Origin of the sequence: Kitasatospora sp. NPDC093679 (genome assembly GCF_040683455.1) — a bacterium.
Taxonomy (GTDB): Bacteria; Actinomycetota; Actinomycetes; order Streptomycetales; family Streptomycetaceae; genus Kitasatospora; species Kitasatospora arboriphila.
This window is the reverse complement of record NZ_JBFBDW010000004.1, coordinates 56239-82135: the sequence shown is the minus strand read 5'-3', so window position 1 is coordinate 82135 and position 25897 is coordinate 56239. Positions and strand designations below refer to the sequence as shown.

Below are 25897 nucleotides of genomic sequence, written 5' to 3'. Positions count from 1 at the left end.
CACCGGGCCGACCCGGGCCGCAGCCGGTCCGGGCGGTCGGCGGTGCCCCGTCCCGCGGCGCGCACCGCGGGACGGGGCTGCCGGGCGGGCTGGTTCAGGAGGCCTTGGCGAGCCAGGCGGTGGCGTTCAGGGCGAGCGCCGCGTCGGTGCCGGCCGGGTCGTTCCAGCCGTCGTACAGGGTGTTGCCGGACTGGCCGGTGCCGTCGTCGATCGGGGAGCTGTCCCCCCAGGCGGCGACCCGGCCGCTGCCGAAGGTGCTGGTGACGAAGAAGGCGCCGGTGTTGCCGCTGTAGCCCGTCCGGTAGACCAGGCCCTTGACGGAGGAGTTGGCGGAGGGGGTGAGGGTGAAGGTGGTGCCGGAGCGCAGGATCGAGCCGGTGACGTTGCCGAAGGCGCCGTGCAGCACCGGGTCGGCGGAGTCGTTGACCGCCCGCGGGTTGTCGGTGCTGATGGTCTTCACGTCGACCGAGAAGCCGAACGGCGAGGTGTTGTCGACGCCGTTGCCGGTGAAGAGGTCGTTGATGATCTCGGGGCTGTCCCAGCCGTCGTTGTTGCGGTCGCTGTTGCTGTGGTCGGAGACGAGGAAGAGCCCGCCGCCGTTCTGCACGAACCGCATGATGGCGGTCTTCTCGGCGCCGGAGAAGCGGATGTTGGGCTCGGGGATCACGAAGGTGTCGAAGTTGGCGAGGTCGAGCGCGGCGCCGGTGCCGTAGCTGATGGTCGAGCCGGACGGCAGCGTCTTGAGGCTGTAGCCGCCGGCCTTCTGCAGGGCGACGCCCCAGGCGGAGAGGGCGCCCGTCCAGCTCTTCTCGGTGCTGGGGTCGGCGTTCTGGCCGAGCGGGTCGGGCTGGCTGGTGCTGATGATCCAGTCGGCGTTGCCGGCGGTCTCGGCCTTGCTGTTGTCGAAGAGCACCCGGTGGGGGGTGGCGGCCGCGGCCGGGGCGGCGGGCGCCGCGAGGCCCGTGAGGGTGGCCGCCAGGACGGCGCCGGCGGCCAGGGCCGCGTTCGTGCGGATGGTGCGAGTGCCGATCATCTGCCGTTCCTCCGTGGGGAGTTGGGGGATTGGGGGGCAGTGGTACCCGCGCCCGGAACCGCACGCGGACGGTTGGGGTATCCGCGCGTAGATCCGAGCACCGAGCCGAGTATCCGCGCGTAGAAGAGGCTGGAGGAAGACGCGGGAGGTTAAGGGATCGGGTACGTCGTGTGACATGTCCTCCGCGGAATGCGCCCCCGGTGCATCGGTGCAGCTCGGTGTGCCCCACTTCAGCAGTTGCACATGACTTGCAATTGAGTCCTGGGGGCGAAAGTATGGCCCGGCTCATCCGTCCGCTGCCGGGAGGACTCCCATGTCAACGCCAAGCCGTCTGCGCGACCGGCTCACCCGTGAGGAGTGGATCCGGCTCGCCGGCATGGGCGGCTTCGTGCTGGCCCTCCACGTCGTCGGCTGGTTCACCTTGCTCGCCGTGATCGCCCCGCGCCACTACGACGTCGGCGGCCAGGTCTTCGGTGCCGGCATGGGCCTGACCGCCTACACCCTCGGCATGCGGCACGCCTTCGACGCCGACCACATCGCCGCGATCGACAACACCACCCGCAAGCTGATGGGCCAGGGCAAGCGGCCGCTCTCCGTCGGCTTCTGGTTCTCGCTCGGCCACTCCTCCATCGTCTTCGGCCTCTGCGCGCTGCTGGCCTTCGGCATCCGCTCGCTGGCCGGGCAGGTCGAGTCCGACGAGTCGGCGCTGCACACCGCCACCGGCCTGATCGGCGTCTCCGTCTCCGGCACCTTCCTGGTGCTGATCGGCCTGATCAACCTCGGCGCCTTCAACGGCATCCTCAAGGTCTTCCGCAGGATGAAGGACGGCGAGTTCGACGAGGCGGAGCTGGAGCGCCAGCTCGACAAGCGCGGCTTCCTCAACCGGATCCTCGGCCGGGTCACCCGGGCCGTCACCAAGCCCTGGCACATGTACCCGGTCGGCCTGCTCTTCGGCCTCGGCTTCGACACCGCCACCGAGGTCTCGCTGCTCGTCCTGGCCGGCGGCGCCGCAGCCTTCTCGCTGCCCTGGTACGCGCTGCTGGTGCTGCCGGTCCTCTTCGCGGCCGGCATGAGCCTGCTCGACACCATCGACGGGTCGTTCATGAACTTCGCCTACGAGTGGGCGTTCTCCAAGCCGGTCCGCAAGATCTACTACAACCTCACCGTCACCGGCCTGTCGGTACTGGTCGCCCTGGTCATCGGCGTCGTCGAGCTGGTCGGCCTGCTCGCCGAGAAGCTCGGCATCACCGCCGGCCCGATCGGCTGGATCGCCGGACTCGACCTCAACATGGTCGGCTACGCCATCGTCGGCCTCTTCGTGATCACCTGGGCCGGTGCGATCGCCTACTGGAAGCTCGGCAAGGTCGAGCAGAAGTGGTCGGCGGCCGTCCGCGAGCCGGCCGCCGCCGAGGCCGAGTAGCGCGGCCGGGCGGCGCCCCGCGGCCCCGCGGCCGGCTGACGGGGAGTCGCCCGGAGCACCGGCCCGGCCGGATGCCGTACCGGCGTGCCAGGATCTGCTGCCGTGACGGACACCGACCCTCTCACCGGCCTGGACGACGTGCCCTGGGCCCGGCTCCAGCACGCGTACGGCACGGCCGAGGACGTCCCGGGACACCTCCGGGCGATGCGGGCGGGGGTGCGGGAGGGCCGGTACCCGCCGAGTGCGCTGCTCGCGAACGGTGGATCGCGGAGACGGCGGACGACGAGCAGCGCACCCGGCGCGAGGGCGGCTGGGCGCACGTGCTCATCGACGCCGAAGCGGTGGTCCACTGCTACGACGCCGTGCGGGAGGCACTTCCCGAACTCGCCGTCCTGCTGAACTCGGACAGCTCCGAGCTGCGCGCCTACGCCGGACTGATCGACCCCGTGTCCACGGGTACGCAGGGGGCCTGAGGTGCGGACGCGGTGCCGGGTCGGCTCGATATTCGGTTGCGCCGTCGGCAGGAGCGGCTAGTGTGCTGACGTCCTCGCGAACGCCGTGCGAGGACCCGACGTCGAGGAGGTGTGTCCGGATGGTTGCCGCCGTGTCGCGGCGCGCCTTCGCGTGCGCGCCATACGCCTCCCTCGATCGTCACCTCCCCACCGGCTGACAGCGCGTCGCGTCCGACGCACCCGGTGGGCCACTCCTCAGGAGCCACCGCAGTGCGCGAGCGCTTTGCCGACAGCGATTCCTTCTCCCGTATCCGTCCCAAGGGCGGGCCGCGGCGCGGCCGCCGGTCCGACCGGTTCGACGACTTCGAGCCCGAGTACGTCCCCTCCGCGGCCGCGTTCCCGGAGGGCTTCGACGACCCCGCCCCGGCCGTGTCCGACGGCCCGGCCGAGGGCGACCGCTGGTCCACCTGGGACCGGTCCACCCCCACCGAGAAGGGGCCCGAGCCGCGCCCCGACTGGGTGGTGACCGAACTCGCGGCCGTGGACACCGAGCTCGGGATCGTGAAGACCGGCAAGGAGGCCGACGTCTTCCTGCTGGAGCGCGCGGTGCCGGGCACCGGCCGCCGCACCCTGATGGCCGCCAAGCGCTACCGGGACGCCCAGCACCGGATGTTCCACCGCGACTCCGGCTACCTGGAGGGCCGTCAGCACAAGGAGTCCCGGATCACCCGGGCGATGGCCAAGCGCACCGCCTTCGGCAAGGAGGCCATCGCCGGGCAGTGGGCCGGGGCCGAGTTCGCCGCGCTGTGCCGGCTCTGGTCGGCCGGGGTGGCCGTCCCGTACCCGGTGCAGATCACCGGGACGGAGATCCTGATGGAGTTCGTCGGCGACGGGGACGGCGCGGCCGCGCCCCGGCTGGCCCAGCTCCGTGCCGAGGAGGCGGACGTCGAGGACCTGTGGGAGCAGCTCGGCCGCAGCCTGTCGCTGCTCGCTGTCGACGGTTACGCGCACGGCGACCTCTCCGCGTACAACATCCTCGTCCACGACGGCCGACTGGTGATCATCGACGTGCCGCAGATCGTCGACGTGGTCGCCAACCCGCGCGGGCTGTCCTTCCTGGAGCGGGACGTGCGCAACGTGGGGGCCTGGTTCGTGTCGCGGGGCCTGCCCGAGGGGCGGGTGGAGGAGCTGGTCGGCTCGCTCGCCGCGGACGCGCGGCTGGGGTAGCCGGGCCTCGGACGTCCGCACCGGGCAGGCCCTCGCGGCCTGCCCGGTGCGGACCCTGACGGTGCCTCGGCGGCGGGAGGGCATGCGGCGTCTGCCGAGAGTTAACGCAGGATGTCTTGTCGTGTCACCTTCTACGCGCGTATCTTACTGCACGGTATCTACGCGAGTAGTCACCAACTCTGACACACCCTCAACACCCGGTGAGCCCACGTCCGCCGGGTGACCGTGCTGCCCGCACGCGGTGGACCCGCGTCCGCCGGCAGATTAAGGAGCCCCTCCCGGTGACCGAAACCACCGCCGCCCGCAACCCCCGCTCCCGCCGGAGACTGCTGCGCGCGACCGTGCTGTCCTCCTCCGTGGCGGCCTCGCTGGTCCTCGTGCCGCTGCCCTTCGCCACCGCCGCGCCCTCCGCCGACGCGGTCGTCTCCGAGGTCTACGGCGGCGGCGGCAACTCGGGCGCCACGCTGAAGAACGACTTCATCGAGCTCGCCAACAAGGGCGGCGCCGCCTTCGGCCTCGACGGCTGGAGCGTCCAGTACATCTCCGGCACCCCGGGCGCCAGCAGCACCTGGAGCGTCACCCCGCTGAGCGGCGCGATCGCGCCCGGCGGCCGCTTCCTGATCGCCGAGGCCGCGGGCACCGGCGGCACCGTCGCCCTGCCCACCCCGGACGCCTCCGGCACCCTCGCCCTGTCCGGCACCTCCGGCACCGTCGCGCTCGTCCAGGGCACCGCCCCGCTGACCTGCAAGACCGCCGCGGACTGCGCCGCCGACACCCGGATCCGCGACCTGGTCGGCTTCGGCACCGCCGTCGTCCACGAGGGCAGCGCCTCCGCCGCCGGCGCGAGCAACACCGCCTCGGTCGCCCGCGGCGCCGGCCTGCCCGACACCGACGACAACGCCGCCGACCTGAAGGCCGGCGTGCCCACCCCGGTCAACAGCAAGGGCGAGACCGCCGACGCCGGCGACGGCTCGGGCTCCACCGGCCCGACCGAGCCCGGCACCGTCCGCATCCACGACATCCAGGGCAACACCCGGATATCCCCGAAGGCCGGCAGCACCATCCCCGGCATCCCCGGCATCGTCACCGGCGTGCGCACCACCGGCTCCAAGGGCTTCTGGATCCAGGACGCCACCCCGGACGCCGACCCGGCCACCAGCGAGGCGGTCTTCGTCTACACCGGCAGCGCCGCCCCGACCGTCAAGGTCGGCGACTCGGTGCTGGTCACCGCCAAGGTCACCGAGTACTACCCGTCGTTCACCGGCGGCAGCCAGTCCGTCACCGAGCTGAGTGCGCCGAAGACCACCGTGCTCTCCTCCGGCAACCCGCTGCCTGCCGCCGTCCGCCTGGACGGCCGCAGCATCCCCGCCGCCTACGCCCCCGAGGCCGCCGGCGCCACCATCGAGAACCTGCCGCTGCAGCCCGCGACCTACGCGCTCGACCTGTACGAGTCGCTGGAGGGCATGCGGGTCGAGGTCGCCGACGCCCGCGTCGTCCAGGCCACCGACAAGTACAACGAGCTGTGGGTGGACGCCTCCTGCGAGGACCCGGCCACCCGCCGCGGCGGCGTGGTCTACCTCGGCTACGACAAGCCCAACTCCGGCCGCCTGATGGTGCAGTCGCTGATCCCGGCCGCCGAGGGCGCCTTCCCGGTCGCCAACGTGGGCGACCGCCTCACCGGCACCACCGCCGGTCCGCTCGACTACAACCAGTTCGGCGGCTACACCGTCGCGGCCACCACGATGGGCGCGCTCAAGGACAACGGGCTGGGGCGCGAGGTCACCGCCCGCCCGCTGCCGAGCGAGGCCACCATCGCCACGTACAACGTGGAGAACCTCGACCCGTCCGACCCCGACGAGAAGTTCGCCCAGCTCGCCCAGGGCATCGTCACCAACCTGCGCTCGCCCGACGTGGTCGCCCTCGAGGAGATCCAGGACGACAACGGCGCGGTCAACGACGGCACCGTCACCGCGGGCGCCACCGTCGCCAAGTTCGTCGCGGCCATCAAGGCGGCCGGCGGCCCGGCCTACGAGTGGCGCTCCATCGACCCGGTCGACGGCAAGGACGGCGGCGAGCCCGGCGGCAACATCCGCCAGGTCTTCCTGTTCAACCCCGCCCGGATCTCCTTCACCGACATCCCCGGCGGCGGCTCCACCACCGCGGTCGACGTCACCGGCACCGGCAAGTCCACCGCGCTGACCGCCTCCCCGGGCCGCATCGACCCGGGCAACGAGGCCTGGACCACCAGCCGCAAGCCGCTGGTCGGTCAGTTCTCCTTCAAGGGCAAGCCGATCTTCGTGATCGCCAACCACTTCAACAGCAAGGGCGGCGACCAGGGCATCGACAGCCGCTTCCAGGCCCCGACCCGCAGCTCCGAGGTGCAGCGCGCCAAGCAGGCCGCCGTCGAGCACGCCTTCGTGGCCAAGCTGCTCGCCGCCGACCCGGGCGCCCGCGTGGTCTCCCTCGGCGACTTCAACGACTACCAGTTCTCGCCCGCGCTGCAGACCCTCACCGAGGGCGGCGTGCTGCGCGACCTGGTCAACGAGCTGCCCGCGTCCGAGCGCTACTCGTACGTCTACCAGGGCAACTCCCAGGTGCTCGACCACATCCTGGTCAGCCCCGGCCTGAAGCGCCAGCACGTCGACTACGACGTGGTGCACGTCAACAGCGAGTTCGCCTCCCAGGCGAGCGACCACGACCCGCAGATCGTGCGCATCAAGCCGTGACCCGCGGCTGAACGGCGGGGCGCGGCCCGGGACCTCCCCGGGCCGCGCCCCGCCGGCGTTCCCCTCGGCCCGCCGCCCGCGCCCGTTCCGCCGTCAGAGGGCCCGGGCGTGACGCGGTTCACAGGAAAAGGGTGACAGGGCGCTGTCGCGGGCAACCGGCACAGTCGGGGTCATGACGATCACAGACGAGGACTGCCTCTCCGAGACCCTGGCGTTCAACGCGCAGTTCGAGGCCGCCGCCGCGGGCCGCCCGGCCCGCGGACGGGCACCCGACGCCGCCGTACTGGCCCACCTGCGGCGCAACCGGCTCGGCGGGGACACCCCGCCGGTGAGGCTGGCGCACGGCCGGGACCGCACCGTCGCGGGCGGCGTCCGGGTGAGGGTCTTCGTCCCGGAGCAGGTGACCGGCGTCTACCTGCACGTCCACGGGGGCGGCTGGGCGTTCGGCTCCGCGGACGGCCAGGACGAGCGGCTGTGGGGGCTCGCCGAGCAGGCCCGGCTGGCCGTGGTGAGCGTCGACTACCGCCTCGCCCCCGAACACCCCTTCCCCGCCGGGCCCGACGACTGCGAAGCCGCAGCGTCGTGGCTGGTGGAGCACGCGGCGTCCGAGTTCGGCACCGAACGGCTGCTGATCGGCGGCGAGTCGGCCGGCGCCCACCTCGCCGTGCTGACGCTGCTGCGCCTGCGCGACCGGCACGGCCTCACCGGAGCGTTCCGCGCGGCCCACCTGCGCTACGGCGTCTACGACCTGTCGATGACACCGAGCCAGCGCAACTTCGGCCCACGCCGACTGCTGAGCAACACCGACTCCCTGCAGGGCAGTTACGAGCTGTTCACGCCCGGGGCGGGGGAGGAGGGGCGCCGCAGCCCGGAGATCTCGCCGCTGTTCGCGGACCTCACCGGGCTGCCGCCCGCCCGGATCGTCGTCGGTACCGAGGACCCGCTGCTCGACGACTCGCTGTTCCTGGCCGCCCGGTGGCGGGCGGCGGGCGGGCGCGCGCACCTCGGCGTCGTCGCCGGTGCGATGCACGGCTTCACCCTCTTCCCGCTGACCGCCACCGAGCGGGAGGTGCGGCGGGAACGGGACTTCCTGGCCGCCGCGTGAGGGTAGCGTCGACGGCATGAAGCGAACCGCCCGACTGTACGCGCTGGTCGAGGAGTTGCGTGCGGCGGCACCGAGACCCCTGACGGTCGCGGTGCTCGCCGGGCGGTTCGAGGTCAGCGGGCGAACGGTGCAGCGCGACCTCCAGACCCTGATGGAGGCCGGCGTCCCGGTGCGTGCCGTGACCGGACGAGGCGGCGGCTGGTCGGTCGACCCCGGGACGACGCTTCCGCCCATCCGCCTCACCGCCGAGGAGGCCTCGGCGCTGACCGCCGCGCTCGCCGCGGTCGGCGCCGCCACCCCCTACGCGGGTGCGGCCCGCACCGCAGCCCAGAAGATCACGGCCGCGATGACCGGTCCCGCCTCGGCCGCGGCGCGGGAGTTCGCCGCCCGCGTCGTCGCCCTGCCCGGGCACGGCGACCCCGCGATCCGCACCGCGGTGGAGCAGGCACTCGCCGACGGTACGGTGCTGCGGCTGTCCTACACCGACGCGGAAGGGCGGGAGAGTGACCGCGTCGTGGAACCGGCCGGCCTGCTCACGGCCGGGGGTCGGTGGTACCTGATCGCCTGGTGCCGCATCCGCAGGGCCGGCCGCGGCTTCCGGTTGGACAGGATCTCCGCGGCGGCTCCGACCGGTGAACGGGCTCACCCCCGCGACCTGGCCGGACTGCTCCACGGCTCGACCGCCGCCGGCGCGGGACGGCCCGCCGTGCTGGCCGAACTCGCCGGCCGGTCGGGGCGGTCCGAAGGAACGGATCCGGCGGTCCGCCCAGGCCGTCCGGCCCGTCCGGCTGTCGGTGCCGGCCGCTAGCGTGCGGCCGTGACCAGCCGGACGACCGCCGAGGCCCACCGGGCCGTCCTCGACCACGTGCTCGCGACCGCCGCCGGCGCACCGTGGATCGACGGCCTGGTGCTGCGCGGCAGCGCCGTCCTCGCCGCCTGGTGCCCGGAGAGCGCCCGGCCGCCCGCCGACCTCGACTTCGTGCTGCGACCCGTCCCCGCGGTGCCGATCGACCCGCTGGACCCGTACCCGCACCTCGACACCGCCGACGCGGTGCTCTGCGATCCGCAGACCGCGCACGGCGCGGGCGCCGCCGAACTCTGGGACCCGGAGGGCGCCGAGCCGCGCGGCCCGCGGGTCCGACTCCCGCCCGAGGGCCTGCACTGGCTGCCCGACACCGAACCGGAGGACGTGCCGTACGGCGATCTGCTCGACCGGCTGCGCGACGCCCCCGAGGCGGCGCCCGGCCTGCGGATCGACGCCGGGGCCGCCCGGCACGAGGGCCTCGGCGGCTACTACGCCCCCTACGGCGGCGGCGCCACCGGCCTGCGGCTGACGATCCCGTGGACGGCCGCCGGGCTCCCGCCGGGCACCCTGCGGATCGACTGCGCGTGGGACGAACCGCTGCCCGAGCCGCCGGTGTTCACCGCGGTGCCGCGCGCCGACGGCGGCCCGCCCGCCGTCCTGCCCACCGCGAGCCGCGAGCTCTCGCTGGCCTGGAAGCTGCTGTGGCTGCTCGCCGAGGGCACCGGCGGCGGCGCCGCCCGCGGCAAGGACCTCCACGACGCCGTCCTGCTCGCCGAGCATCCGGCCACCGCGCTCGGCGCCGGCCTGCTGCACCGGGTGCTGCGCCGCGCCCCGCACCCGGTCGGCCCCGCGGACCTGCCGCACTGCCGCGTCGACTGGCAGGGCTTCCCGGGCACCCCGGAAGCGTGGCTGGACCGCCTGGTGCGCGCCCTGGCGGCGAACGCCTGAGGGTGCCGGGCACCCTCAGGCGTTCGCCGGTCCCGCTACTTGCCGAGCGCTGCGAGGACGGCCCGGGCCATCACCTTCTCGCCGGTGGCGTTGGGGTGGAAGGGCACGGCGGGGGAGCCGGGCAGGGCGCCCTCGATCCAGCGGTCGTCGGAGCAGACGTCGTGGCCGCGGGTGGGGGTGAGGGTGTCGACGTAGGTGGCGCCGTTGGCGGCGGCCGTGGCGGCGAGCTCGTCGTTCAGCCGGTGCAGGACGCCGCGCAGGTAGGCGACGTCGCCGGTGGTGATGGGCTGGCGGCCGATGCAGTCGCGCTCGTTGTCGGGCAGCACCGACGGGTAGCCGACCAGCAGCACCTTGGCGTGCGGCGCCTTGGCGTGGATCTTCTGCAGGGCGGCGGCGATCTGCGGGCCGGCCGCGTCGATCCGGTTGACCAGGGTGTCCGCGCCCCACTGCCAGGACCAGGTGCGGAAGTCCCAGTGGCCGTGGGCGTAGACGTCCTTGCAGGGGGTGCCGAAGGGGTTGACCACGGCACCCGCCATGCAGGTGGCGATGACGTCGCCGATGCCGAGGTCGGAGGTGCCGAGCTCGTTGCCGCCGATGCCGAGGGTGACCAGGTCGGTGCCGGCCGAGACGGAGTCGAGCTGCGGGTCGTTGACCCGGATGAAGGCGTCGTACTGGGCCTCCGTCAGGTCGGAGACCTTGGCGGCGCCGCAGGTCGCGTCGCGGTAGCTGGCACTGCCGAGTTCGGCTGCGACCAGGTGGCCGTAGTTCTTGCTCGACCGCAGGCAGAGCCCGGCGTACTGCGAGGGGACGCCGGCGCCGGCCGCGTACGAGTCTCCGAGGGCGACGTAGTCGCCGCCCGCGTCCGCGGCGTTCGCGGCGGGGGCGCCGAGCAGTCCTGCGGCGGCGGTCGCGAGGACGGCGCTGACCAGGACGGACGAGCGCTTCAGGGCACGGCTGAACACGGTTCCTCCTGGGGAAGAGAAACGGGGCGGGGTGGGGGCGTTACTGCTCGGTAAGTTACTGGCACGTTAACGCAGTTGTCCAGATATTAGGCACTCAATTCACGCCTGAAATTCCGTCGGATCGCGCCCCGAATTACGCTCCACGGTGAAGCGTTCGGCATTTCCACTACTCGGTGGAGCGAAATTCCGGCAGCGGGGTTACCGGCCGGTTGACCTGCGCCCGGCCAGGGGCGCACCATGCTGGTCACACCGAGATCGACAAGCCGCTCCCAGCCCTGGAGGACCGTCCGGATGGCACTCGACGCCGACGTGATCGTGATCGGAGCGGGCCTCGCCGGCCTGGTCGCCACCGCCGAACTGGCCGAGGCGGGCCGCAGGGTGATCCTCCTCGACCAGGAGCCCGCCGCCTCGCTCGGCGGCCAGGCCCACTGGTCCTTCGGCGGCCTCTTCCTGGTCGACTCGCCCGAGCAGCGCCGCATGCGCATCCGGGACTCCCGCGACCTCGCCTGGCAGGACTGGCTCGGCACCGCCGGCTTCGACCGCCCCGAGGACGCCTGGCCGCGCCGCTGGGCCGAGGCCTACGTCGACTTCGCCGCCGGCGAGAAGCGCGCCTGGCTGCACGAGCGCGGCGTGCGGTTCTTCCCGGTGGTCGGCTGGGCCGAGCGCGGCGGCCTCACCGCCACCGGCCCCGGCAACTCGGTGCCGCGCTTCCACATCACCTGGGGCACCGGCCCCGGCCTGGTCGAACCCTTCGCCCGCCGGGTCAAGGCCGCGGCCGGCAAGGGCCTGGTCGACTTCCGCTTCCGCCGCCGGGTCACCGCCCTCGCCGCGACCGGCGGCACCCTGGACACCGTCAGCGGCGAGATCCTCGCACCCAGCGCCGCCAAGCGCGGCGAGTCCAGCTCCCGCGAGGTCACCGGATCCTTCGAACTCCGGGCGCAGGCCGTGATCGTGGCCTCCGGCGGCATCGGCGGCAACCACGACCTGGTCCGCAAGGCCTGGCCCGCCCGCCTCGGCACCCCGCCCGAGCGGATGCTCTCCGGGGTGCCCGCCCACGTCGACGGCCTGATGCTGGGCATCGCCGGGGACGCCGGCGGCCACCTGATCAACGGCGACCGGATGTGGCACTACACCGAGGGCATCGAGAACTGGGACCCGATCTGGCCGATGCACGGCATCCGGATCCTGCCCGGCCCGTCCTCGCTCTGGCTGGACGCCCGCGGCCACCGGCTGCCCGTCCCGCTCTTCCCCGGCTTCGACACCCTCGGCACCCTCGAACACATCATGACCACCGGGTACGACCACACCTGGTTCGTCCTCACCCAGAAGATCATCGAGAAGGAGTTCGCCCTCTCCGGCTCCGAGCAGAACCCCGACCTCACCGGGAAGTCCGTCAAGGGCGTGCTGGGCCGGGCGCTGCCCGGCGCGACCGGACCGGTCGAGGCGTTCAAGCAGCACGGCGTCGACTTCGTCGTCGCCGACACCCTCGACGAACTCGTCCGCGGCATGAACGCCAAGACGCCCGGGGCGCCGATCGACGCCGCCGAGCTGCGCCGCGAGGTCGAGGCCCGGGACCGCGAGATGGCCAACCCGTTCTCCAAGGACCTCCAGGTCACCGCCGTCCACGGGGCCCGCCGCTACCTCGGCGACAAGCTGATCCGCACCGCGACCCCGCACCGGCTGCTCGACCCCAAGGCCGGCCCGCTGATCGCCGTGCGGCTCAACATCCTCACCCGAAAGTCGCTCGGCGGCCTGGAGACCGACCTCTCCTCGCGGGTGCTGCGCGCCGACGGCGCCGTGCTCGACGGCCTGTACGCGGCCGGTGAAGCGGCCGGCTTCGGCGGCGGCGGCGTGCACGGCTACCGCGCCCTGGAGGGCACCTTCCTCGGCGGCTGCCTCTTCTCCGGCCGGGCGGCGGGCCGGGCCGCGGCGGAGGCGACCGGGTGACGCCCGAGGGGCGCGGAGGACCCTGCGGTCCTCCGCGCCCCGGAGGGCGTCGCGGCGTCAGCGGCTCACGTAGATGCTGTCCATGAACTCGATGATCTGACGGTCGGTCAGTCGCTGGCCCTCGCGGTGGCCCATCGCGAGGTCGGCCTCGCTGATCATCCCGACCAGCCGGCCGTCCTCGATCACCGGCATCCGGCGGATCTGGTGCTGCTCCATCTTCTTGAGCACCGCCTCCATGTCGTCGGAGGCCTTCACGCAGTGCAGGTGGCCGGCCAGGTCCATCGCCATCATGGTCGACGGGTCCTTGCCGGCCGCCAGACACTTCACCACGATGTCCCGGTCGGTGATGATGCCCTTGAGCATCCCGTCCGGGCCGCAGATGGGCAGGGCGCCGACCTCCATGTCGCGCATCATCTTCGCGGCGGCCATCAGGGTCTGGTCGGCGTCGATGCACTGGGCGCCGCGGTGCATGATGTCACTGGCAGTGGTCACGGGGGTTTCCTCTCGTCGTCCGCGGGGTCGACCGCCGGTGGCGGCCGCGACGGCACGCGGAGCGTGATGGTGCGATCACCATATGCATCACCGCCCGGGGCCGCGCGCGGAGCCGGCGGCCCGCTGCGGCAGAATCTCCCCAGGTGCCGACCGTCGTGGCGGTGCCGTTCGTACCGGTCCGCCGTTCTCGGAGCCGTCACCCGTTCGGCGGCGCGCGGCGGCGGGCACCAGGGAGGGAACCCATGGCCCGTCGTCCCCGCAGCCAGCCGCCCGCCGCGCCCGCGCCGGTCACCGTCACCGTCTGCCGGGGCTGCTGCTGCGGCACGACGGCCAAGCACCCCGGCGTCGACCACCAGGGCCAGCTGGCCCGGCTCCGCGAAGGGATCGGCGAGGCGGGCAAGGTCCGGGCGGTGGACTGCCTGGACGCCTGCGGACACTCCAACGTCGTCGTGGTGGGCCCCTCCGCCGAGGGACGGCAGGCCGGCGGACGGCCGGTCTGGCTCGGCTGGGTGCTCTCCGACGACATGATCGACGAAGTGGTGGAGTGGGTGCGGGCCGGCGGCCCCGGCCTGGTGCCCGCGCCGGGCACCCTCGACCTCCAGGAGTTCACCGTCTCCCGGCGGATCCGGGAGAACCTGCCCGGCTGACCGTCAGGCCGCCGCCCGGGCCGACCCGTCCGGCCACACCACCCGGACCGGCACCCCGGCCCGCCGCGCGGTGGCCACCATGTCGGCGGTGCCGCCGAGGCCGCGCCCCGGCCGGCCGTCCCAGACCGCGACCACCAGGTCGGCCCGGCGCAGCAGTTCGGCGTTGGCGGCCTGGTACGCGGCGTCGGACTGCTCCCGGTACGGCAGCACGACCGCCTCGGCGGCGGCCGCGAGCAGCCGGTCGAACGCGGCACGGTCCGGCTCGGCGAGCCAGCGGCGGTAGCGGGGTGAGGGCAGGACGGCGACCAGGTGACCGCCGGCGGCGAGCACCTCCTCGGCGAAGAGCGAGTCCGCCCCGGGCGCGAGGCAGGACAGGCCGGTCAGCCCGGCGGGGCGGTGCGCGGCGAGCAGCGTCCGCAGTTCGTCCCGAACCAGCGGTACCGTCCGCTCGGAGAGGTCCAGGTGCCCGGTCACCGCGATCGCCGTCATGTCGTCCTCACCGGTCGCCGCCGCCGGCCCGTACCCGCCGGGCCGAGCCGAGGCTACCGCGGCGGCTGCTGCCATGCTGGGCGCATGGCGGAACTCGACGGGCGGCCGGCCACGGCCGCGCAGCTGCAGGCCCTGGCGCTCACCAACTACGGGCACTTCACCACCGTGCTGGTGGAGGACGGCCTGGTCAGGGGCCTCGGGCTGCACCTCGCCCGGCTGGAGCGGGACTGCCGCGAACTGTTCGGCACCGACCTCGACCTGGAGCGCGTCCGGGCGTACGCGCGCCGGGCGGCGCCGACGGCCGGGGCCGCGACGGTGCGGGTGACCGTCTTCGACCCGGAGCTGGACCTCGGCCGGATCGGCGCCGCGGCGAGCCCGCGCGTCCTGGTGACGACCCGTCCGGCCGGGCCGGCCCGGCTGCCGCCGCTGCGGGTGCGGACCGTCCGGTACGAGCGGGACGCGCCGCACGTCAAGGGCGTCGGCCTGTTCGGGGCGCTGCGCGAGCGGCGGGCCGCGCAGGCGGCCGGCTACGACGACGCCCTGTTCACCGACGCCTCCGGGGCCGTCTCCGAGGGCGGCACCTGGAACATCGGCTTCGTCCGCGGCGGCGAGGTGTTCTGGCCGACGGCCGATCAGCTGCGCGGCACCACCATGGAACTGCTGCAGGCCGCCCACCCGTGGCGGGCCGGGCGGATCACCGGCGCGGCGGGCTTCGAGGCCGCCTTCGCGACCAACGCCGCCGTCGGGGTGCGCCCGGTGGCGGCGGTGGACGGGACGGACCTGGCGGTGGCGCACCCGGTGGTGGCGGCCCTGCGCGCGGCGTACGCGGCGGTGCCGGGGGAACGGTTGTAGCGGGGCCGCGCGGGGCACCCCCGCGCGGCCCCGCGGAACGGGCTCAGCCGGTGTGTTCGGCCTGCGCCATCCAGGAGTACTTCTCCAGGTCGGCGGTGAGGCCGATCAGGATGTCCTGGCTGACCGGGTCCGGGCCGGCGGTGGCGGTGATCCGCTGCCGCATCCGGGCGATCACCGCGCCGAGGGCGGCGACCAGGGCCGCCATCGTGTCGTCGTCCTGGACCGGGCCCGAGGCGGGGGCGGTGATGCCGCTGCTGTCGGCGACCGTCCGCGCCCGGCCGTCCGGCGGGAAGCCGATCGCGGCGGCCCGCTCCGCCACCGTGTCCGCGTGCTGCCGGGCGAGCGCGACGATCTCGTCCAGCTGCAGGTGGACGGAGCGGAAGCGCGGGCCCACCACGTTCCAGTGCGGCTGCTTGCCGACCAGCGAGAGGTCGACCAGGTCGACCAGGGCGCCCTGCAGGGCCTCGCCGACCGTGGCGCGGTCGGCGTCGGGCAGCGGGCTATGGATGGCGTACATCGGGGCTGCTCCTCGGGCGCGTCCGACTCCGGCGCCCGCCAGCCTTTCACTGGGAATCGGTCAAACCGGGCATCTCTCATTTCTCGCCGAGCGCATGCCGGACACCGCCCAGCAGGTGCGCCCGGAAGCACGCGTCCCGGTAGGCCTCCGGCGCGTGGCCGATCGAGGTGTAGAAGGTGGGGGCGCCGTCGTGCTCGCCGGACCAGGCGATCGGGTGGCCGGGGCCCATCAGCCCGCCCTCGTAGCCGTCCTCGTCCACGGTGAGCAGCACCCGCACTCCGCGCTCCCGGGGGTCGGTGCGGAAGTCGTACCACTCGTCGGTCCACGTCCAGCTGGGCGGAAGGTGGGAGGTGGCCGGGTGGCCGCTGTCGACGGTGCGGACGGTGGCGGTCTGGATCGGCGGGTGGCTGTGGAAGCGGGCCCCGACCAGGCCCTCGTACCAGGGCCACTCCAGCTCGGTGCCGGCCGCGCAGTGCACGCCCATCCAGCCGTTCCCGGCGCCGAGGTGGGCCCGCAGGGCGTCCCGTCCCGGCTCGTCCAGCACGTCGCCGCCGGTGGAGAGGAAGACCACGGCGGCGTAGCGGCGCAGCGAGCCCGGGCGGAACTCCGAGGGCTCGTCGGTGACGTCCACGTCGAAGCCGTGGTCGGCGCCGAGTTCGCGCAGCGCGCGCACGCCGTCGACGACGGACTCGTGCGGGAAGAGCAGGTTGCGGGTGTGAATGAGAATCCTGGCGGTCATGGGGGCTGATCCTGCCTCAGCGGGTGCGTGCCGGGGGAGGGCCCGGACGGTCCGTGCACCCTCCGTGCGCGATCCGTGCGCGGATCGCCAAGTGCCGGCCCCGCAACCACCGCCCCGGGGCCGGCACCCGGCTCAGCCGAAGGCGGCCTCGGCCGACCGCAGCGCGCCGCGCAGCACGATCCGCAGCTCGTGGACGCCCTTGGCGGGCGCGGCGAGGTCGGCCCGGACGGTCGCCCAGGCGTGCCGGCCGCCGGCGGCGGGCACCTCGATCCGGGTGACCGAGCCGGCCAGCTGCAGCTCGACGGCGGCCGGCCCGGCGCCCTCCCGGGCGGCGGTGAGCTCGACGCGGGTCGCCCCGTCGCCGAAGTCCACGGCGCGGAAGACGAGTCGGGCCGGGGCGGGGCGCGGCGTCAACCGGGCCAAGCCGGCCGAGCGGCTCCGCCTGGAGGCGCTGCAGGCCGTCGCCCGAGGCGCCGACGGCCTCTGCTTCTTCCAGTGGCGGGCCTCCCGCCAGGGCGCCGAGAAGTTCCACTCCGCGCTGCTGCCGCACGCCGGAACGGACACCCCGCAGCACCGGGCCGTCCGCGCGCTCGGCCGCGAACTCCCGCTGCTCGCCGAGGTGGTGGGCACCGAGGTGCGCGCGGAGGCGGCCGTCGTCTTCGACTGGCCGAACCGGTGGGCGCTGGAGCAGCGCGGCCGCCCCTCCGACCGGGTCGACCTCGCCCCGCTCGCCCTCGCCCGGCACGGCGCCCTCTGGGACGCCCACCTCACCGCCGACTACGTCCACCCGGAGGCCGACCTCACCCGCTACCGGCTGGTCGTCGTCCCCAACCTCTACCTCGCCTCCGACCGGGCCGTCGAGAACCTGGTCGCCCACGCACGCCGCGGCGGTACCCTGGTCGCCGGCTTCTTCACCGGTGTCGCCGACGACCAGGACACGATCCGTCCCGGCGGCATGGACGGACGGCTGCGCGACCTGCTCGGCGTCCACCCGCTCGAGCGGCGCCCGCTCGACGCGCCCGCCGGCCTCGACGGCGGCGGTACCGCGGACCTGTGGAGCGAGGAGCTGCGCCTCGCCGGAGGCACCGAGGTGATCGCCTCGTTCGCCGACGGCACCCCCGCCGCCACCCGGCACGGCCGCGCCCACCACCTCGCCACCCTGCCCGACCCCGCCGTCCTGCGGCGGCTGCTCGCCGGCGCCGCCGACGCCGCCGGCGCGCACCCCGAACTGCCCGGCCTCCCCGACGGAGTGGAGGCCGTCCGGCACGGCGGACTGCTCTTCGTGCTCAACCACACCGCCGCCCCGGTGCACCTCCCCCTGTCCGGCCCTCACCGGAACCTGCTGACCGCCCGCGACACCGCCGCCCTGCAGCTCGCCCCCCCACGGCGCAGCGGTGTTGCGACCCATGTGACCGACAGGACTCCGCCATGCCCGACGCCCCCACGCACGGCATCCACGACACCGCACCCGCCGCCCGCTGGGAGGACGCCTACCTCGGCGGCAACGGCCGGCACGGCGTCCTCGTGCACGGCCGCACCGAGGACGAGCAACTGGTGATCACCCACCACGACCTGGTCCGCCCCGACCCGGCGAGCGGCGCCGAGCCGCCGCTGCTCGCCCCCGTGCTCGCCGAGGTGCAGGACGCGCTGCTGGCGGGCCGGCAGGCGGAGGCGGTGGCCGCGTTCGGCGGCGACTGGGAGCCCCGGTACGTGCAGTCCTTCCACCCCGGCTTCGCCGTCCGCGTCCGCCGCCCGGCCGCCGAGGCCGACGGCTACCGGCGCACCCTGGACCTGCGCACCGGCGTCGCCGCCGCCGAATGGCACGAGGCGGACGGCTGGTGGCGCTGCGAGACCTTCGTCTCCCGCGCCGACGACGTGGTGGTGCACCTGCTGACCGCACCGAGCGGCGGCGCCGTCGAGGCCGAGGTCTGCCTCGACACCCGGCTGCCCGGTGCGCCCGAGGAGCTGCGGGCCGCCGTCCGCTCGGTCTACCGCCCCGCCGAGATCCCCGCGCCCGAGGCGGACGCCCCGCGGGACACCGCCCTGCTGCGGCTGCGCGTCCGCTACCCCGACAGCGGGCTCGGCTACCGCGGCGCGACCCGGCTGCTCGCCCCCGGCGGCACCGTCCGCTGCGACGGCCCCCGGGTGCACGTGAGCGGCGCCCGCCAGTTGCTGCTGCTCACCCGCACCGCCCGCGGCCCGGTCGCCGAACCCGACGGCTGCCTCGGCCGGCTGGACACCGGCCTGTACGCGCTGTCCGAGGACTACGAGCTGCTGCTGCAGCGCCACCTCGACCTGCACACCGAGGCCTACGACCGGGTCGCCCTCGACCTGCACGCCCCGGCCGCCGACCGCGAGCTGCCCGTCGCCGAGCTGCTGGCCCGCCAGGAGACCGACCCGTCGACGCTGCAACCCGCGCTGCTGGAGTCGCTGTTCGCGGCCGGCCGGTACCACCTGCTGGCCTCCTCAGGGGAGCGCCCGCCGCGGCTGTGCGGTCTGTGGGCGGGCGACTGGGGGAGCGCCTGGGGCGGCGCGTTCACCACCAACGCCAACCTCAACCTGCAGCTCGCCGGCGCCGCCGCGACCGGCCTGCCCGAGGCCTCGCTGGCGCTCGCCGCCCTCGTCCGCGACCAGCTGCCGGACTGGCGCACCAACGCCCGCCGGCTCTACGGCACCCGCGGCGCGGTCGCCCCCGCGCACACCGACGGCACCAACGGCCTGCAGTACCACTTCAACCACAGCTGGGCGCACCACCTGTGGACGGCCGGCGCCGACTGGCTGCTGCACCCGCTGCTGGAGCACGCCGAGACCACCGGGGACACCGCCTTCCTCACCGGCGAGCTGCTGCCCGCCCTGCTGGAGACCGCCGCCTTCTACGAGGACTTCCTCACCCGCACCGGCCCGGACGGCCGGATCGCCGTGGTGCCCTCCTACTCACCCGAGAACCACCCCGTCGACCCGGCCACCGGCGAGGCGACGCCCGCCGCCGCCTCGGTCAACGCCACCATGGACATCGCCGCCGCCCGGCACGCCCTCACCGCCGCCGCCGACCTCGCCGACCGGCACCGCGCCGCCCCCGCCGCCCGCACCGCCGGCTGGCGGGCCCTGGCCGCCCGGCTGCCCGACTACCTCGTCAACGAGGACGGTGCGCTCGCCGAATGGGCCTGGCCCGGCCACCGGGACGGCTACGACCACCGGCACGTCAGCCACCTCTACCCGGTCTGGCCGCTCGGCGAGATCGCCCCGGACACCACCCCGGAGCTCGCCGCGGCCGCCCGCACCGCGCTGCTGCTGCGCGGCGACGAGAACCACTCCGGCCACGGCCACCTGCACCGGGCGCTGGCCGCCGCCCGGCTGGACGACGCCGGGCTGCTCACCTGCCAGCTCGCCCACCTGCTCGTCCGCGGCTTCTTCTTCCGCTCCCTGATGAGCAGCCACTACCCGGACCGGGACGTCTTCAACGCGGACGTGGCGCACGCCCTGCCCGGGGTGCTCACCGAGATGCTGCTGCGCTCCCGCCCGGCCCGCCCCGGCCGCCCGGCCCACCTGACCGTGCTGCCCGCGCTGCCCGCCGCCCTGCCGAGCGGTCGGCTCACGGGGGCGCGCACCCGCTTCGGGGCGGTCGTCGAGGAGCTGGCCTGGTCGCCCGAGCAGGTCACCCTGGCGATGCGGGCCGACCGGGCCTGCACGGTCGAGCTGCGGATCGCCCCGCTGCACAAGGAGGGCGGCGAGCTGCTGGAGCTGGCGGCCGGCCGGCTGCGCACCGTCACCGTGGAGCTCTGACGCACCGTCGACCGATCGGCCGGGGACTTTGCGAACCGATGGCCGATTCTTGCTCGGCGGCAGACTGGCGCGACGGCGCCCGTTCACCAGGAGTCCCTCCGTGGGCCAACCACCGCTGGGAGCCTCCCGGGCATGGATATCCCGAACATGGGCGTGCCCGCGGGGCTCGCCGACCGCATGAGCACGGCCGAGCAGCACGAGTACCTGCGCAGCAGGCTGTCCCGGCGCAGGATGCTGCGCTCCTCGGCGGTGACGGTGGGTCTGCTGGCCGTCGGCGGAGCGCTGGGCAGCGGCACCGCGTCGGCGGCGCCGGCCGGCGGTTCCGTCACCGACGGCGTCGACGGCGCGCTGGTCGCGCCGACGGGCCGCCACCTCGCCTTCGGCCCGCGGCCGGACACCCAGTTCCGGATCTCCTGGCAGGTCCCGGCACCGGTGAAGCGGCCGTTCCTGCGCTTCGGCCGCCACCCGTGGGACCTCTCGCACAAGGTGGAGGCGGAGGTGCGCGCCCTGCACACCCCGGCGCTCACCCCGACCGGTACCCCGGTCGACCAGTACTACCTGCACGTCGCGCTGGACCACCTGCAGCCCGACACCACGTACTACTACGGCGTCGGCCACCAGGGCTTCGACCCGGCCTCGGGCCGGGCGATCTCCACCCTCTCCACCTTTCGCACCGCGCCGGCCCGGCACGGCCGCGGCGGCCGCCCGTACGAGCCGTTCACCTTCACCGCCTTCGGCGACCAGGGCGTCTCCTCGCACGCCGCGGGGAACGACCACGTGATCCTGGCCCAGAAGCCGGCCTTCCACCTGCACGCCGGCGACATCTGCTACGCCGACCCGGCCGGCTCCGGCCAGGACTCCGACAAGTCGGTGTACTCGGCCACCACCTGGGACGCCTTCCTGGTGCAGACCGAGACGGTCGCGGCGAAGGTCCCGTGGATGGTCTCCTACGGCAACCACGACATGGAGGCCTGGTACTCGCACCACGGCTACGGCGGCGAGGACGCCCGGTTCTTCCTGCCCGGCAACGGCCCGGACCCGCGCACCGCGCCCGGCGTGTACTCCTTCGTCTACGGCAACGTCGGCGTGGTCTCGCTGGACGCCAACGACGTCTCCTACGAGATCCCGGCCAACCTCGGCCTGACCGCCGGCCGGCAGACCGCCTGGCTGGAGCGGACGCTGCGCTCGCTGCGGGCCGACGAGGGCGTCGACTTCGTGGTGGTCTTCTTCCACCACTGCGCCTTCTCCACCACCCACCAGCACGCCTCCGAGGGCGGGGTCCGCGAGGTCTGGGTGCCGCTCTTCGAGAAGTACCGGGTCGACCTGGTCGTGAACGGCCACAACCACGTGTACGAGCGCACCGACGCGATCCTCGGCAACAAGGTGGCGAAGGCGGTGCCGAGCGGCGGCACCGTCGAGCCGGCCGAGGACGGCGTGGTGTACGTGACGGCGGGCGCGGCCGGCCGCAGCCTGTACTCCTTCGACGCGCCGGACACCTACGAGGGCCACGAGAAGCGGGTGGACTCGGTGGACACCTTCCACTTCGGCAAGGGCGGGGTGAAGGTGCCGGAGACGGTGGAGTGGTCCCGGGTGCGCTACACCGGCTACTCCTTCGTGCGGGTGGACGTCGCCCCGGCGCACAAGGGCCGCACCGCCACCATGAAGGTCACCGCCCTCGCCGAGGACGGCACGCAGGTCGACCACTACACGATCGCCCGCCGCGCGGGCGAGTGCACGGCGCACTGAGGCCGGACGCGCCGGGCCCGCCCCCGGTCGGGGAGGCGGGCCCGGCGCCGTCGTTCAGCCCAACCGGGCGAGCTCGGCGGCGAGTTCGTCGCTGTGGCGGAAGGTCAGGCCGGCCAGGGCGACGTGCTTCCAGCGGACGGTGAGGTCGCCGTCCAGGATGAACACCGAGCGGCGCAGGCCGAGTCCGGGCACCGCGATGCCGTACGCCTTCGCAACCGTGCGGTCGGTGTCGGCGAGCAGCGGGAAGGCGATCCGGTGCCGGCGGGCGAACTGCTCGTGGCTGTCGAGGCCCTGCGGGCTGACGCCCCAGACGGTGGCGCCGAGCCCGGTGAAGCGCTCCAGGCCGGAGGTGTACTCGCAGAGCTGCTTGGTGCAGACGGGCGTGTCGTCGCCGGGGTAGAAGACCAGCACCAGCGGGCCGCCGCCCTTGGCGTCGGAGAGCCGGTACTCCTGGCGCTGCGCGGTGTCCCCGGCGAGCAGCAGGCCGGGCAGGGCGAAGTCGGGGGCCTGGGTTCCGGCCTCGGGCGGCTTGGGCATGGACGTCCCCTCCGGGCATCAGATAGACAGACCTGTCTGTCTTCTTCCGGCCCGATGCTAGCCCGGCCGCCCGGCGGGTGTCATGCACCCCGCCGGGTGGTGGGCCCGCGGTCACTGCTTGTAGGTGGCCAGGAAGCGGCCGATCCGGCTGATCGCCGTCTCCAGGTCGTCGGCGCGCGGCAGGGTGACGAAGCGGAAGTGGTCCGGGCGCGGCCAGTTGAAGCCGGTGCCCTGGACGACGTGGATCTTCTCCCGGAGCAGCAGGTCCAGCACGAACCGCTCGTCGTCGACGATCCTGTGGACCTCGGGGTCCAGCCGCGCGAAGGCGTACAGCGCGCCCTTCGGCTTGACGCAGCTGACGCCCGGGATCTCGTTCAGCGCCCGGTGGGCGACGTCGCGCTGCTCGGTGAGCCGGCCGTTCGGCAGGGTGAGGTCGTTGATCGACTGGTGGCCGCCGAGCGCCGCCTGCACCGCGTACTGCGCCGGCACGTTCGGGCACAGCCGCATGCCGGCCAGCATGGTCAGGCCCTCCAGGTAGTCCGCGGCCCGCTGCTTGGGGCCGGACACCGCCAGCCAGCCGCTGCGGAAGCCGGCCACCCGGTACGCCTTGGACAGGCCGTTGAAGGTGAGGGTGAGGACGTCGTCGGCGAGCGCGGCCAGGCAGTGGTGCTCGGTGCCGTCGTAGAGGATCTTGTCGTAGATCTCGTCGGCCAGCACCATCAGGCCGTGCCGGCGGGCGAGGTCGAGGATGCCCTCCAGCAGCTCCTTCGAGTAGACGGCGCCGGTCGGGTTGTTGGGGTTGATGACGACGATCGCCCGGGTGCGGTCGGTGATCTTCGAGGCGATGTCGTCGAGGTCGGGGAACCAGTCGGCCCGCTCGTCGCAGAGGTAGTGCACCGCCCGGCCGCCGGCGAACCGCACCACCGCCGTCCACAGCGGGTAGTCCGGCATCGGGACGAGCACCTCGTCGCCGTCGTCCACCAGTGCCTGCACGGCCATCTGGATCAGCTCGGAGGCGCCGTTGCCGAGGTAGACGTCGTCGACCGTCATGCCGGTGACGCCGCGCTGCTGGTAGTACTGCACCACCGCGCGGCGGGCCGGCAGGATGCCGCGCGAGTCGCTGTAGCCGTGGGCGTTCGGCAGGTTGCGGATGATGTCCTGGAGGATCTCCGGCGGTGCCTCGAAGCCGAACGGCGCGGGGTTGCCGGTGTTCAGCCGCAGGACGCTGTGCCCGGCCTCCTCCAGGGCGTTCGCCTGGTCGACCACCGGGCCACGGATCTCGTAGCACACGTCCTTGAGCTTGCTGGACTGCCGAAACTCCACTGCGGCCTCCCGACCTCACCTCTGGTTGCTTTGTTCTACCAAGTAACCACTTGGAAAGTCCAACCTTTTGGCTATGCTGATCCCCATGCCACGCCGAAGCTACGACCAGTACTGCGCCGTCGCCCGCGCCCTGGACGCGGTGGGGGAGCGCTGGAGCCTCCTGATCGTCCGTGAACTCCTCGGCGGGCCCCGCCGCTACACCGACCTGCACGCCGACCTGCCCGGCGTCTCCACCGACATCCTCGCCGCCCGGCTCAAGCAGCTGGAGGGCGAAGGACTGGTCGAACGCCGCCGGCTGGAACGCCCCGCCAACGCCTCGGTGTACGAACTCACCGCCCGGGGCCAGGAGCTGCGCCCCGTCCTGGAGGCGCTCGCCGTCTGGGGCGGCCCCGACCTCGGCGAGCCCCGGCCCACCGACGCCGTCCGCGAGCACTGGTACACCGCGGTCGGCTGACGCCCCCCCGGCCCCGGTCCTGCAGCCGGCCTGACCGCTCCGGGTGAGCGGCCGGCCGCCGCGGTGTGTCCCGCGCCCGCCCCGGCCGCCCGCCCCTACGGTGGGCGGCGGGAGGCGCACATGGCACGGGTGATCACACAGGCCTCGATGTCCCTGGACGGATTCATCGCGGACCACTCCGACCAGGTCGGGGCACTGTTCGACTGGTACTCCAACGGGGACGTGGAGGTCACCGGCGCCGACCCGGACCGGGTGTTCCGGGTCTCGGCCGCCAGCGCGGAGTACCTGCGCTCGGCCTGGTCCACCGTCCGCGCGACGGTGATCGGCCGCCGTCTGTTCGACATCACCAACGGCTGGGACGGCAGGCCGCCGGTCGGCGAGGCCGTCTTCGTGGTCACCCACCGCCCGCCGGACGAGTGGGACTTCCCCGACGCACCGTTCACCTTCGTCACCGGCGGCCCGGCCGAGGCGGTCGCCCTCGCCAAGCAGTACGCCGGGGACGGGGACGTCGCCGTCACCCCGGGCGACGTCGGCGGCCAGGCCTTCGCGGCGGGCCTGGTGGACGAGGTCCTGGTCGACCTCGTCCCGGTGGTGTTCGGCGCCGGCGTGCACTACTTCGGCGGCTACCACGGCTCACCGCTGGTGCTGGAGGACCCGGAGATCGTCCAGGGCGACCGGGTGTGCCACCTGCGCTTCCGGGTCCGCCGCGACTGACCGCCCGGGCCCGGCCGCCGGCCCGGTCAGCCGCCGGTGACGCCGTCGGTGTGCTCGCGCAGCAGGTCGGCGTGGCCGTTGTGGCGGGCGTACTCGGACACCAGGTGGAAGAGGACCAGGCGCAGCGAGTACTCCTCGCCGTCCAGCACGAAGGTGTCGTCCAACGAGGCGCCGGCCAGGACCTCGTCGGCGAGCCGGCGCTCCTCCAGCAGCCGGGCGTAGTCCTCCTCGGCCCGCGCCGGGTCCAGCTCGTCGAAGTCGGCGTCCTTGTTCGGGCTCTCGGAGTACAGCCGCGGCACCGGCAGGCCGGCGAAGCGCTCGCGGAACCACGTCCGCTCGACCTTCGCCAGGTGGCGGATCAGGCCCAGCAGCGAGAGGTTCGACTCCGGCAGCGGGCGCAGCGCGAGCTGTTCGCCCGTCAGGCCCTGGCACTTGAACAGGAAGGTGTCGCGCTGCCAGGCGAGGTAGCCGGTCAGCATCTCGCGCTCGCCGGCCACGAGGGAGCCGCCGGTGCGCTTGGTGTCGGGTGCGGTCCAGGTCATGGCGCGATCATGCCGCCCGGCCGAAGCGCCGCGCCAGTGCCTTTCCCGCCGTCAGCCGCCGGAGGGCGCCGTGGCCGAGCAGCGCCGTGCCCACCGCGGCCGCCGGCGTGATCCACCCGTACACCGCCCACCGAGCCCGGGGGCCCGGCGCGGGCACCGGCCCGGGGAGCGGACCGCCCGCCGCGGCGGGTGTGCTCCGGCGCCGGGACTCGCGCAGCAGCCACCGTGCGGGGACGGCCGGCGCCACGGCGGACGTCCCGTACTGCAGCACCGCGTGGAGCGGCCGGCCCGCGACCGCGGTGCGGTCCAGCACCGGGAGCAGCCGGGCACCGAAGCGGCCCGGGTGGGTGAAGCCGTCCCGGCCGACGTGGGCGGCCGCGCCGAGGGCCGCCGAGACGGCGAACCGGCCGGCCCGTCGCACCGCGCACGGCGGCTAC

Annotated in this window: 26 protein-coding genes; 15 read left to right on the top strand and 11 right to left on the bottom strand. The window is 74.2% G+C overall.

Translation table 11 applies throughout. From position 1 onward, the window contains the following. Window positions 1-94: 94 nt before the first annotated feature. Entirely contained in the window at window positions 95-1033 is a 939-nt protein-coding gene (locus tag AB0O09_RS05285; protein ID WP_363540284.1) for a hydrolase, read from the bottom strand. Between the two features lie 313 nt (window positions 1034-1346). On the opposite strand from AB0O09_RS05285, the gene AB0O09_RS05280 reads away from it, so the two are divergent. The 7 genes from AB0O09_RS05280 (at window position 1347) to AB0O09_RS05250 (ending at window position 9716) form a co-directional block, all read left to right on the top strand. Continuing rightward, on the top strand, window positions 1347-2453 hold the full coding sequence (locus AB0O09_RS05280) for a HoxN/HupN/NixA family nickel/cobalt transporter (RefSeq protein WP_363540283.1): 1107 nt from the start codon (window positions 1347-1349) through the stop codon (window positions 2451-2453). 320 nt (window positions 2454-2773) lie between these two features. Continuing rightward, on the top strand, window positions 2774-2926 hold the full coding sequence (locus tag AB0O09_RS05275; protein WP_363540282.1) for a hypothetical protein: 153 nt from the start codon (window positions 2774-2776) through the stop codon (window positions 2924-2926). A gap of 249 nt (window positions 2927-3175) precedes the next feature. Beyond that, entirely contained in the window at window positions 3176-4132 is a 957-nt protein-coding gene (locus AB0O09_RS05270; protein WP_344623116.1) for an RIO1 family regulatory kinase/ATPase, read from the top strand. A gap of 281 nt (window positions 4133-4413) precedes the next feature. Further along, window positions 4414-6858: an endonuclease/exonuclease/phosphatase family protein gene (locus tag AB0O09_RS05265; protein WP_363540281.1), complete on the top strand. Its 2445-nt coding sequence runs from the start codon at window positions 4414-4416 to the stop codon at window positions 6856-6858. Between the two features lie 172 nt (window positions 6859-7030). Then, complete coding sequence (locus tag AB0O09_RS05260) at window positions 7031-7963, top strand: alpha/beta hydrolase (RefSeq protein WP_363540280.1); 933 nt, start codon at window positions 7031-7033, stop codon at window positions 7961-7963. Between the two features lie 16 nt (window positions 7964-7979). Then, window positions 7980-8771: a WYL domain-containing protein gene (locus AB0O09_RS05255; protein ID WP_363540279.1), complete on the top strand. Its 792-nt coding sequence runs from the start codon at window positions 7980-7982 to the stop codon at window positions 8769-8771. A 9-nt stretch (window positions 8772-8780) separates the two neighbouring features. Next, window positions 8781-9716 carry a nucleotidyl transferase AbiEii/AbiGii toxin family protein gene (locus AB0O09_RS05250; protein ID WP_363540278.1) on the top strand — a complete coding sequence of 312 codons (936 nt, stop codon included), beginning with the start codon at window positions 8781-8783 and terminating at the stop codon, window positions 9714-9716. Window positions 9717-9751: 35 nt separating this feature from the next. On the opposite strand, the gene AB0O09_RS05245 is transcribed toward AB0O09_RS05250, so the two are convergent. After that, window positions 9752-10678 carry an SGNH/GDSL hydrolase family protein gene (locus AB0O09_RS05245; protein WP_363540277.1) on the bottom strand — a complete coding sequence of 309 codons (927 nt, stop codon included), beginning with the start codon at window positions 10676-10678 and terminating at the stop codon, window positions 9752-9754. Between the two features lie 291 nt (window positions 10679-10969). Between AB0O09_RS05245 and AB0O09_RS05240 the strand changes: the two genes are divergently transcribed. Further along, the gene (locus AB0O09_RS05240) at window positions 10970-12625 is read left to right on the top strand and encodes an FAD-binding dehydrogenase (protein ID WP_363540276.1); all 1656 of its coding nucleotides are present in this window, start codon (window positions 10970-10972) and stop codon (window positions 12623-12625) included. Window positions 12626-12682: 57 nt separating this feature from the next. On the opposite strand, the gene AB0O09_RS05235 is transcribed toward AB0O09_RS05240, so the two are convergent. Continuing rightward, on the bottom strand, window positions 12683-13117 hold the full coding sequence (locus AB0O09_RS05235; protein ID WP_363540275.1) for a CBS domain-containing protein: 435 nt from the start codon (window positions 13115-13117) through the stop codon (window positions 12683-12685). Between the two features lie 242 nt (window positions 13118-13359). On the opposite strand from AB0O09_RS05235, the gene AB0O09_RS05230 reads away from it, so the two are divergent. After that, the gene (locus AB0O09_RS05230) at window positions 13360-13764 is read left to right on the top strand and encodes a (2Fe-2S) ferredoxin domain-containing protein (RefSeq protein WP_363540274.1); all 405 of its coding nucleotides are present in this window, start codon (window positions 13360-13362) and stop codon (window positions 13762-13764) included. 3 nt (window positions 13765-13767) lie between these two features. Here AB0O09_RS05230 and AB0O09_RS05225 read toward each other — a convergent pair whose 3' ends face one another. After that, window positions 13768-14253 carry a hypothetical protein gene (locus AB0O09_RS05225; RefSeq protein ID WP_363540410.1) on the bottom strand — a complete coding sequence of 162 codons (486 nt, stop codon included), beginning with the start codon at window positions 14251-14253 and terminating at the stop codon, window positions 13768-13770. 84 nt (window positions 14254-14337) lie between these two features. Here AB0O09_RS05225 and AB0O09_RS05220 point away from each other — a divergent pair, with 84 nt between their 5' ends. After that, window positions 14338-15105: an aminotransferase class IV gene (locus tag AB0O09_RS05220; RefSeq protein ID WP_363540273.1), complete on the top strand. Its 768-nt coding sequence runs from the start codon at window positions 14338-14340 to the stop codon at window positions 15103-15105. Between the two features lie 43 nt (window positions 15106-15148). Here the strand turns inward: AB0O09_RS05220 and AB0O09_RS05215 are convergent, their stop codons facing one another. From AB0O09_RS05215 to AB0O09_RS05205, 3 genes are all read right to left on the bottom strand, one after another. Next, window positions 15149-15622 carry a DNA starvation/stationary phase protection protein gene (locus AB0O09_RS05215; RefSeq protein WP_363540272.1) on the bottom strand — a complete coding sequence of 158 codons (474 nt, stop codon included), beginning with the start codon at window positions 15620-15622 and terminating at the stop codon, window positions 15149-15151. Window positions 15623-15698: 76 nt separating this feature from the next. Further along, entirely contained in the window at window positions 15699-16361 is a 663-nt protein-coding gene (locus AB0O09_RS05210) for a ThuA domain-containing protein (protein WP_363540271.1), read from the bottom strand. A 132-nt stretch (window positions 16362-16493) separates the two neighbouring features. Further along, entirely contained in the window at window positions 16494-16733 is a 240-nt protein-coding gene (locus tag AB0O09_RS05205; protein WP_363540270.1) for a carbohydrate-binding protein, read from the bottom strand. Here AB0O09_RS05205 and AB0O09_RS05200 point away from each other — a divergent pair. The 3 genes from AB0O09_RS05200 (at window position 16696) to AB0O09_RS05190 (ending at window position 21890) form a co-directional block, all read left to right on the top strand. Continuing rightward, window positions 16696-17919, top strand: coding sequence for a beta-galactosidase trimerization domain-containing protein (locus tag AB0O09_RS05200; protein ID WP_363540269.1), 1224 nt, complete (start codon window positions 16696-16698; stop codon window positions 17917-17919). The genes AB0O09_RS05205 and AB0O09_RS05200 overlap by 38 nt on opposite strands. Next, complete coding sequence (locus tag AB0O09_RS05195) at window positions 17814-20144, top strand: glycoside hydrolase N-terminal domain-containing protein (protein WP_363540409.1); 2331 nt, start codon at window positions 17814-17816, stop codon at window positions 20142-20144. Before AB0O09_RS05200 ends, AB0O09_RS05195 begins: the two co-directional genes overlap by 106 nt. Window positions 20145-20276: 132 nt before the next feature. Further along, window positions 20277-21890: a metallophosphoesterase family protein gene (locus AB0O09_RS05190; RefSeq protein WP_363540268.1), complete on the top strand. Its 1614-nt coding sequence runs from the start codon at window positions 20277-20279 to the stop codon at window positions 21888-21890. A 54-nt stretch (window positions 21891-21944) separates the two neighbouring features. Here the strand turns inward: AB0O09_RS05190 and AB0O09_RS05185 are convergent, their stop codons facing one another. Further along, the gene (locus AB0O09_RS05185) at window positions 21945-22427 is read right to left on the bottom strand and encodes a peroxiredoxin (protein WP_363540267.1); all 483 of its coding nucleotides are present in this window, start codon (window positions 22425-22427) and stop codon (window positions 21945-21947) included. A 111-nt stretch (window positions 22428-22538) separates the two neighbouring features. Then, window positions 22539-23750 carry a pyridoxal phosphate-dependent aminotransferase gene (locus AB0O09_RS05180; RefSeq protein WP_363540266.1) on the bottom strand — a complete coding sequence of 404 codons (1212 nt, stop codon included), beginning with the start codon at window positions 23748-23750 and terminating at the stop codon, window positions 22539-22541. 85 nt (window positions 23751-23835) lie between these two features. Here AB0O09_RS05180 and AB0O09_RS05175 point away from each other — a divergent pair, with 85 nt between their 5' ends. Both AB0O09_RS05175 and AB0O09_RS05170 read left to right on the top strand, forming a co-directional pair. After that, window positions 23836-24204: a helix-turn-helix domain-containing protein gene (locus AB0O09_RS05175; protein WP_030262099.1), complete on the top strand. Its 369-nt coding sequence runs from the start codon at window positions 23836-23838 to the stop codon at window positions 24202-24204. A 120-nt stretch (window positions 24205-24324) separates the two neighbouring features. Next, entirely contained in the window at window positions 24325-24918 is a 594-nt protein-coding gene (locus AB0O09_RS05170) for a dihydrofolate reductase family protein (protein WP_344623095.1), read from the top strand. 26 nt (window positions 24919-24944) lie between these two features. On the opposite strand, the gene AB0O09_RS05165 is transcribed toward AB0O09_RS05170, so the two are convergent. After that, window positions 24945-25460, bottom strand: coding sequence for a DinB family protein (locus tag AB0O09_RS05165; RefSeq protein ID WP_344623094.1), 516 nt, complete (start codon window positions 25458-25460; stop codon window positions 24945-24947). A gap of 7 nt (window positions 25461-25467) precedes the next feature. Further along, window positions 25468-25881, bottom strand: coding sequence for a DUF4184 family protein (locus AB0O09_RS05160; RefSeq protein ID WP_363540265.1), 414 nt, complete (start codon window positions 25879-25881; stop codon window positions 25468-25470). Between the last annotated feature and the right edge of the window lie 16 nt (window positions 25882-25897).

Coding starts and splice junctions, on each gene's coding strand:
- AB0O09_RS05285 (WP_363540284.1), bottom strand. CDS start 1,033: ATGATCGGCACTCGCACCATCCGCACGAACGCGGCCCTGGCCGCCGGC.
- AB0O09_RS05280 (WP_363540283.1), top strand. CDS start 1,347: ATGTCAACGCCAAGCCGTCTGCGCGACCGGCTCACCCGTGAGGAGTGG.
- AB0O09_RS05260 (WP_363540280.1), top strand. CDS start 7,031: ATGACGATCACAGACGAGGACTGCCTCTCCGAGACCCTGGCGTTCAAC.
- AB0O09_RS05255 (WP_363540279.1), top strand. CDS start 7,980: ATGAAGCGAACCGCCCGACTGTACGCGCTGGTCGAGGAGTTGCGTGCG.
- AB0O09_RS05240 (WP_363540276.1), top strand. CDS start 10,970: ATGGCACTCGACGCCGACGTGATCGTGATCGGAGCGGGCCTCGCCGGC.
- AB0O09_RS05230 (WP_363540274.1), top strand. CDS start 13,360: ATGGCCCGTCGTCCCCGCAGCCAGCCGCCCGCCGCGCCCGCGCCGGTC.
- AB0O09_RS05225 (WP_363540410.1), bottom strand. CDS start 14,253: ATGACGGCGATCGCGGTGACCGGGCACCTGGACCTCTCCGAGCGGACG.
- AB0O09_RS05220 (WP_363540273.1), top strand. CDS start 14,338: ATGGCGGAACTCGACGGGCGGCCGGCCACGGCCGCGCAGCTGCAGGCC.
- AB0O09_RS05215 (WP_363540272.1), bottom strand. CDS start 15,622: ATGTACGCCATCCATAGCCCGCTGCCCGACGCCGACCGCGCCACGGTC.
- AB0O09_RS05210 (WP_363540271.1), bottom strand. CDS start 16,361: ATGACCGCCAGGATTCTCATTCACACCCGCAACCTGCTCTTCCCGCAC.
- AB0O09_RS05190 (WP_363540268.1), top strand. CDS start 20,277: ATGGATATCCCGAACATGGGCGTGCCCGCGGGGCTCGCCGACCGCATG.
- AB0O09_RS05185 (WP_363540267.1), bottom strand. CDS start 22,427: ATGCCCAAGCCGCCCGAGGCCGGAACCCAGGCCCCCGACTTCGCCCTG.
- AB0O09_RS05175 (WP_030262099.1), top strand. CDS start 23,836: ATGCCACGCCGAAGCTACGACCAGTACTGCGCCGTCGCCCGCGCCCTG.
- AB0O09_RS05170 (WP_344623095.1), top strand. CDS start 24,325: ATGGCACGGGTGATCACACAGGCCTCGATGTCCCTGGACGGATTCATC.
- AB0O09_RS05165 (WP_344623094.1), bottom strand. CDS start 25,460: ATGACCTGGACCGCACCCGACACCAAGCGCACCGGCGGCTCCCTCGTG.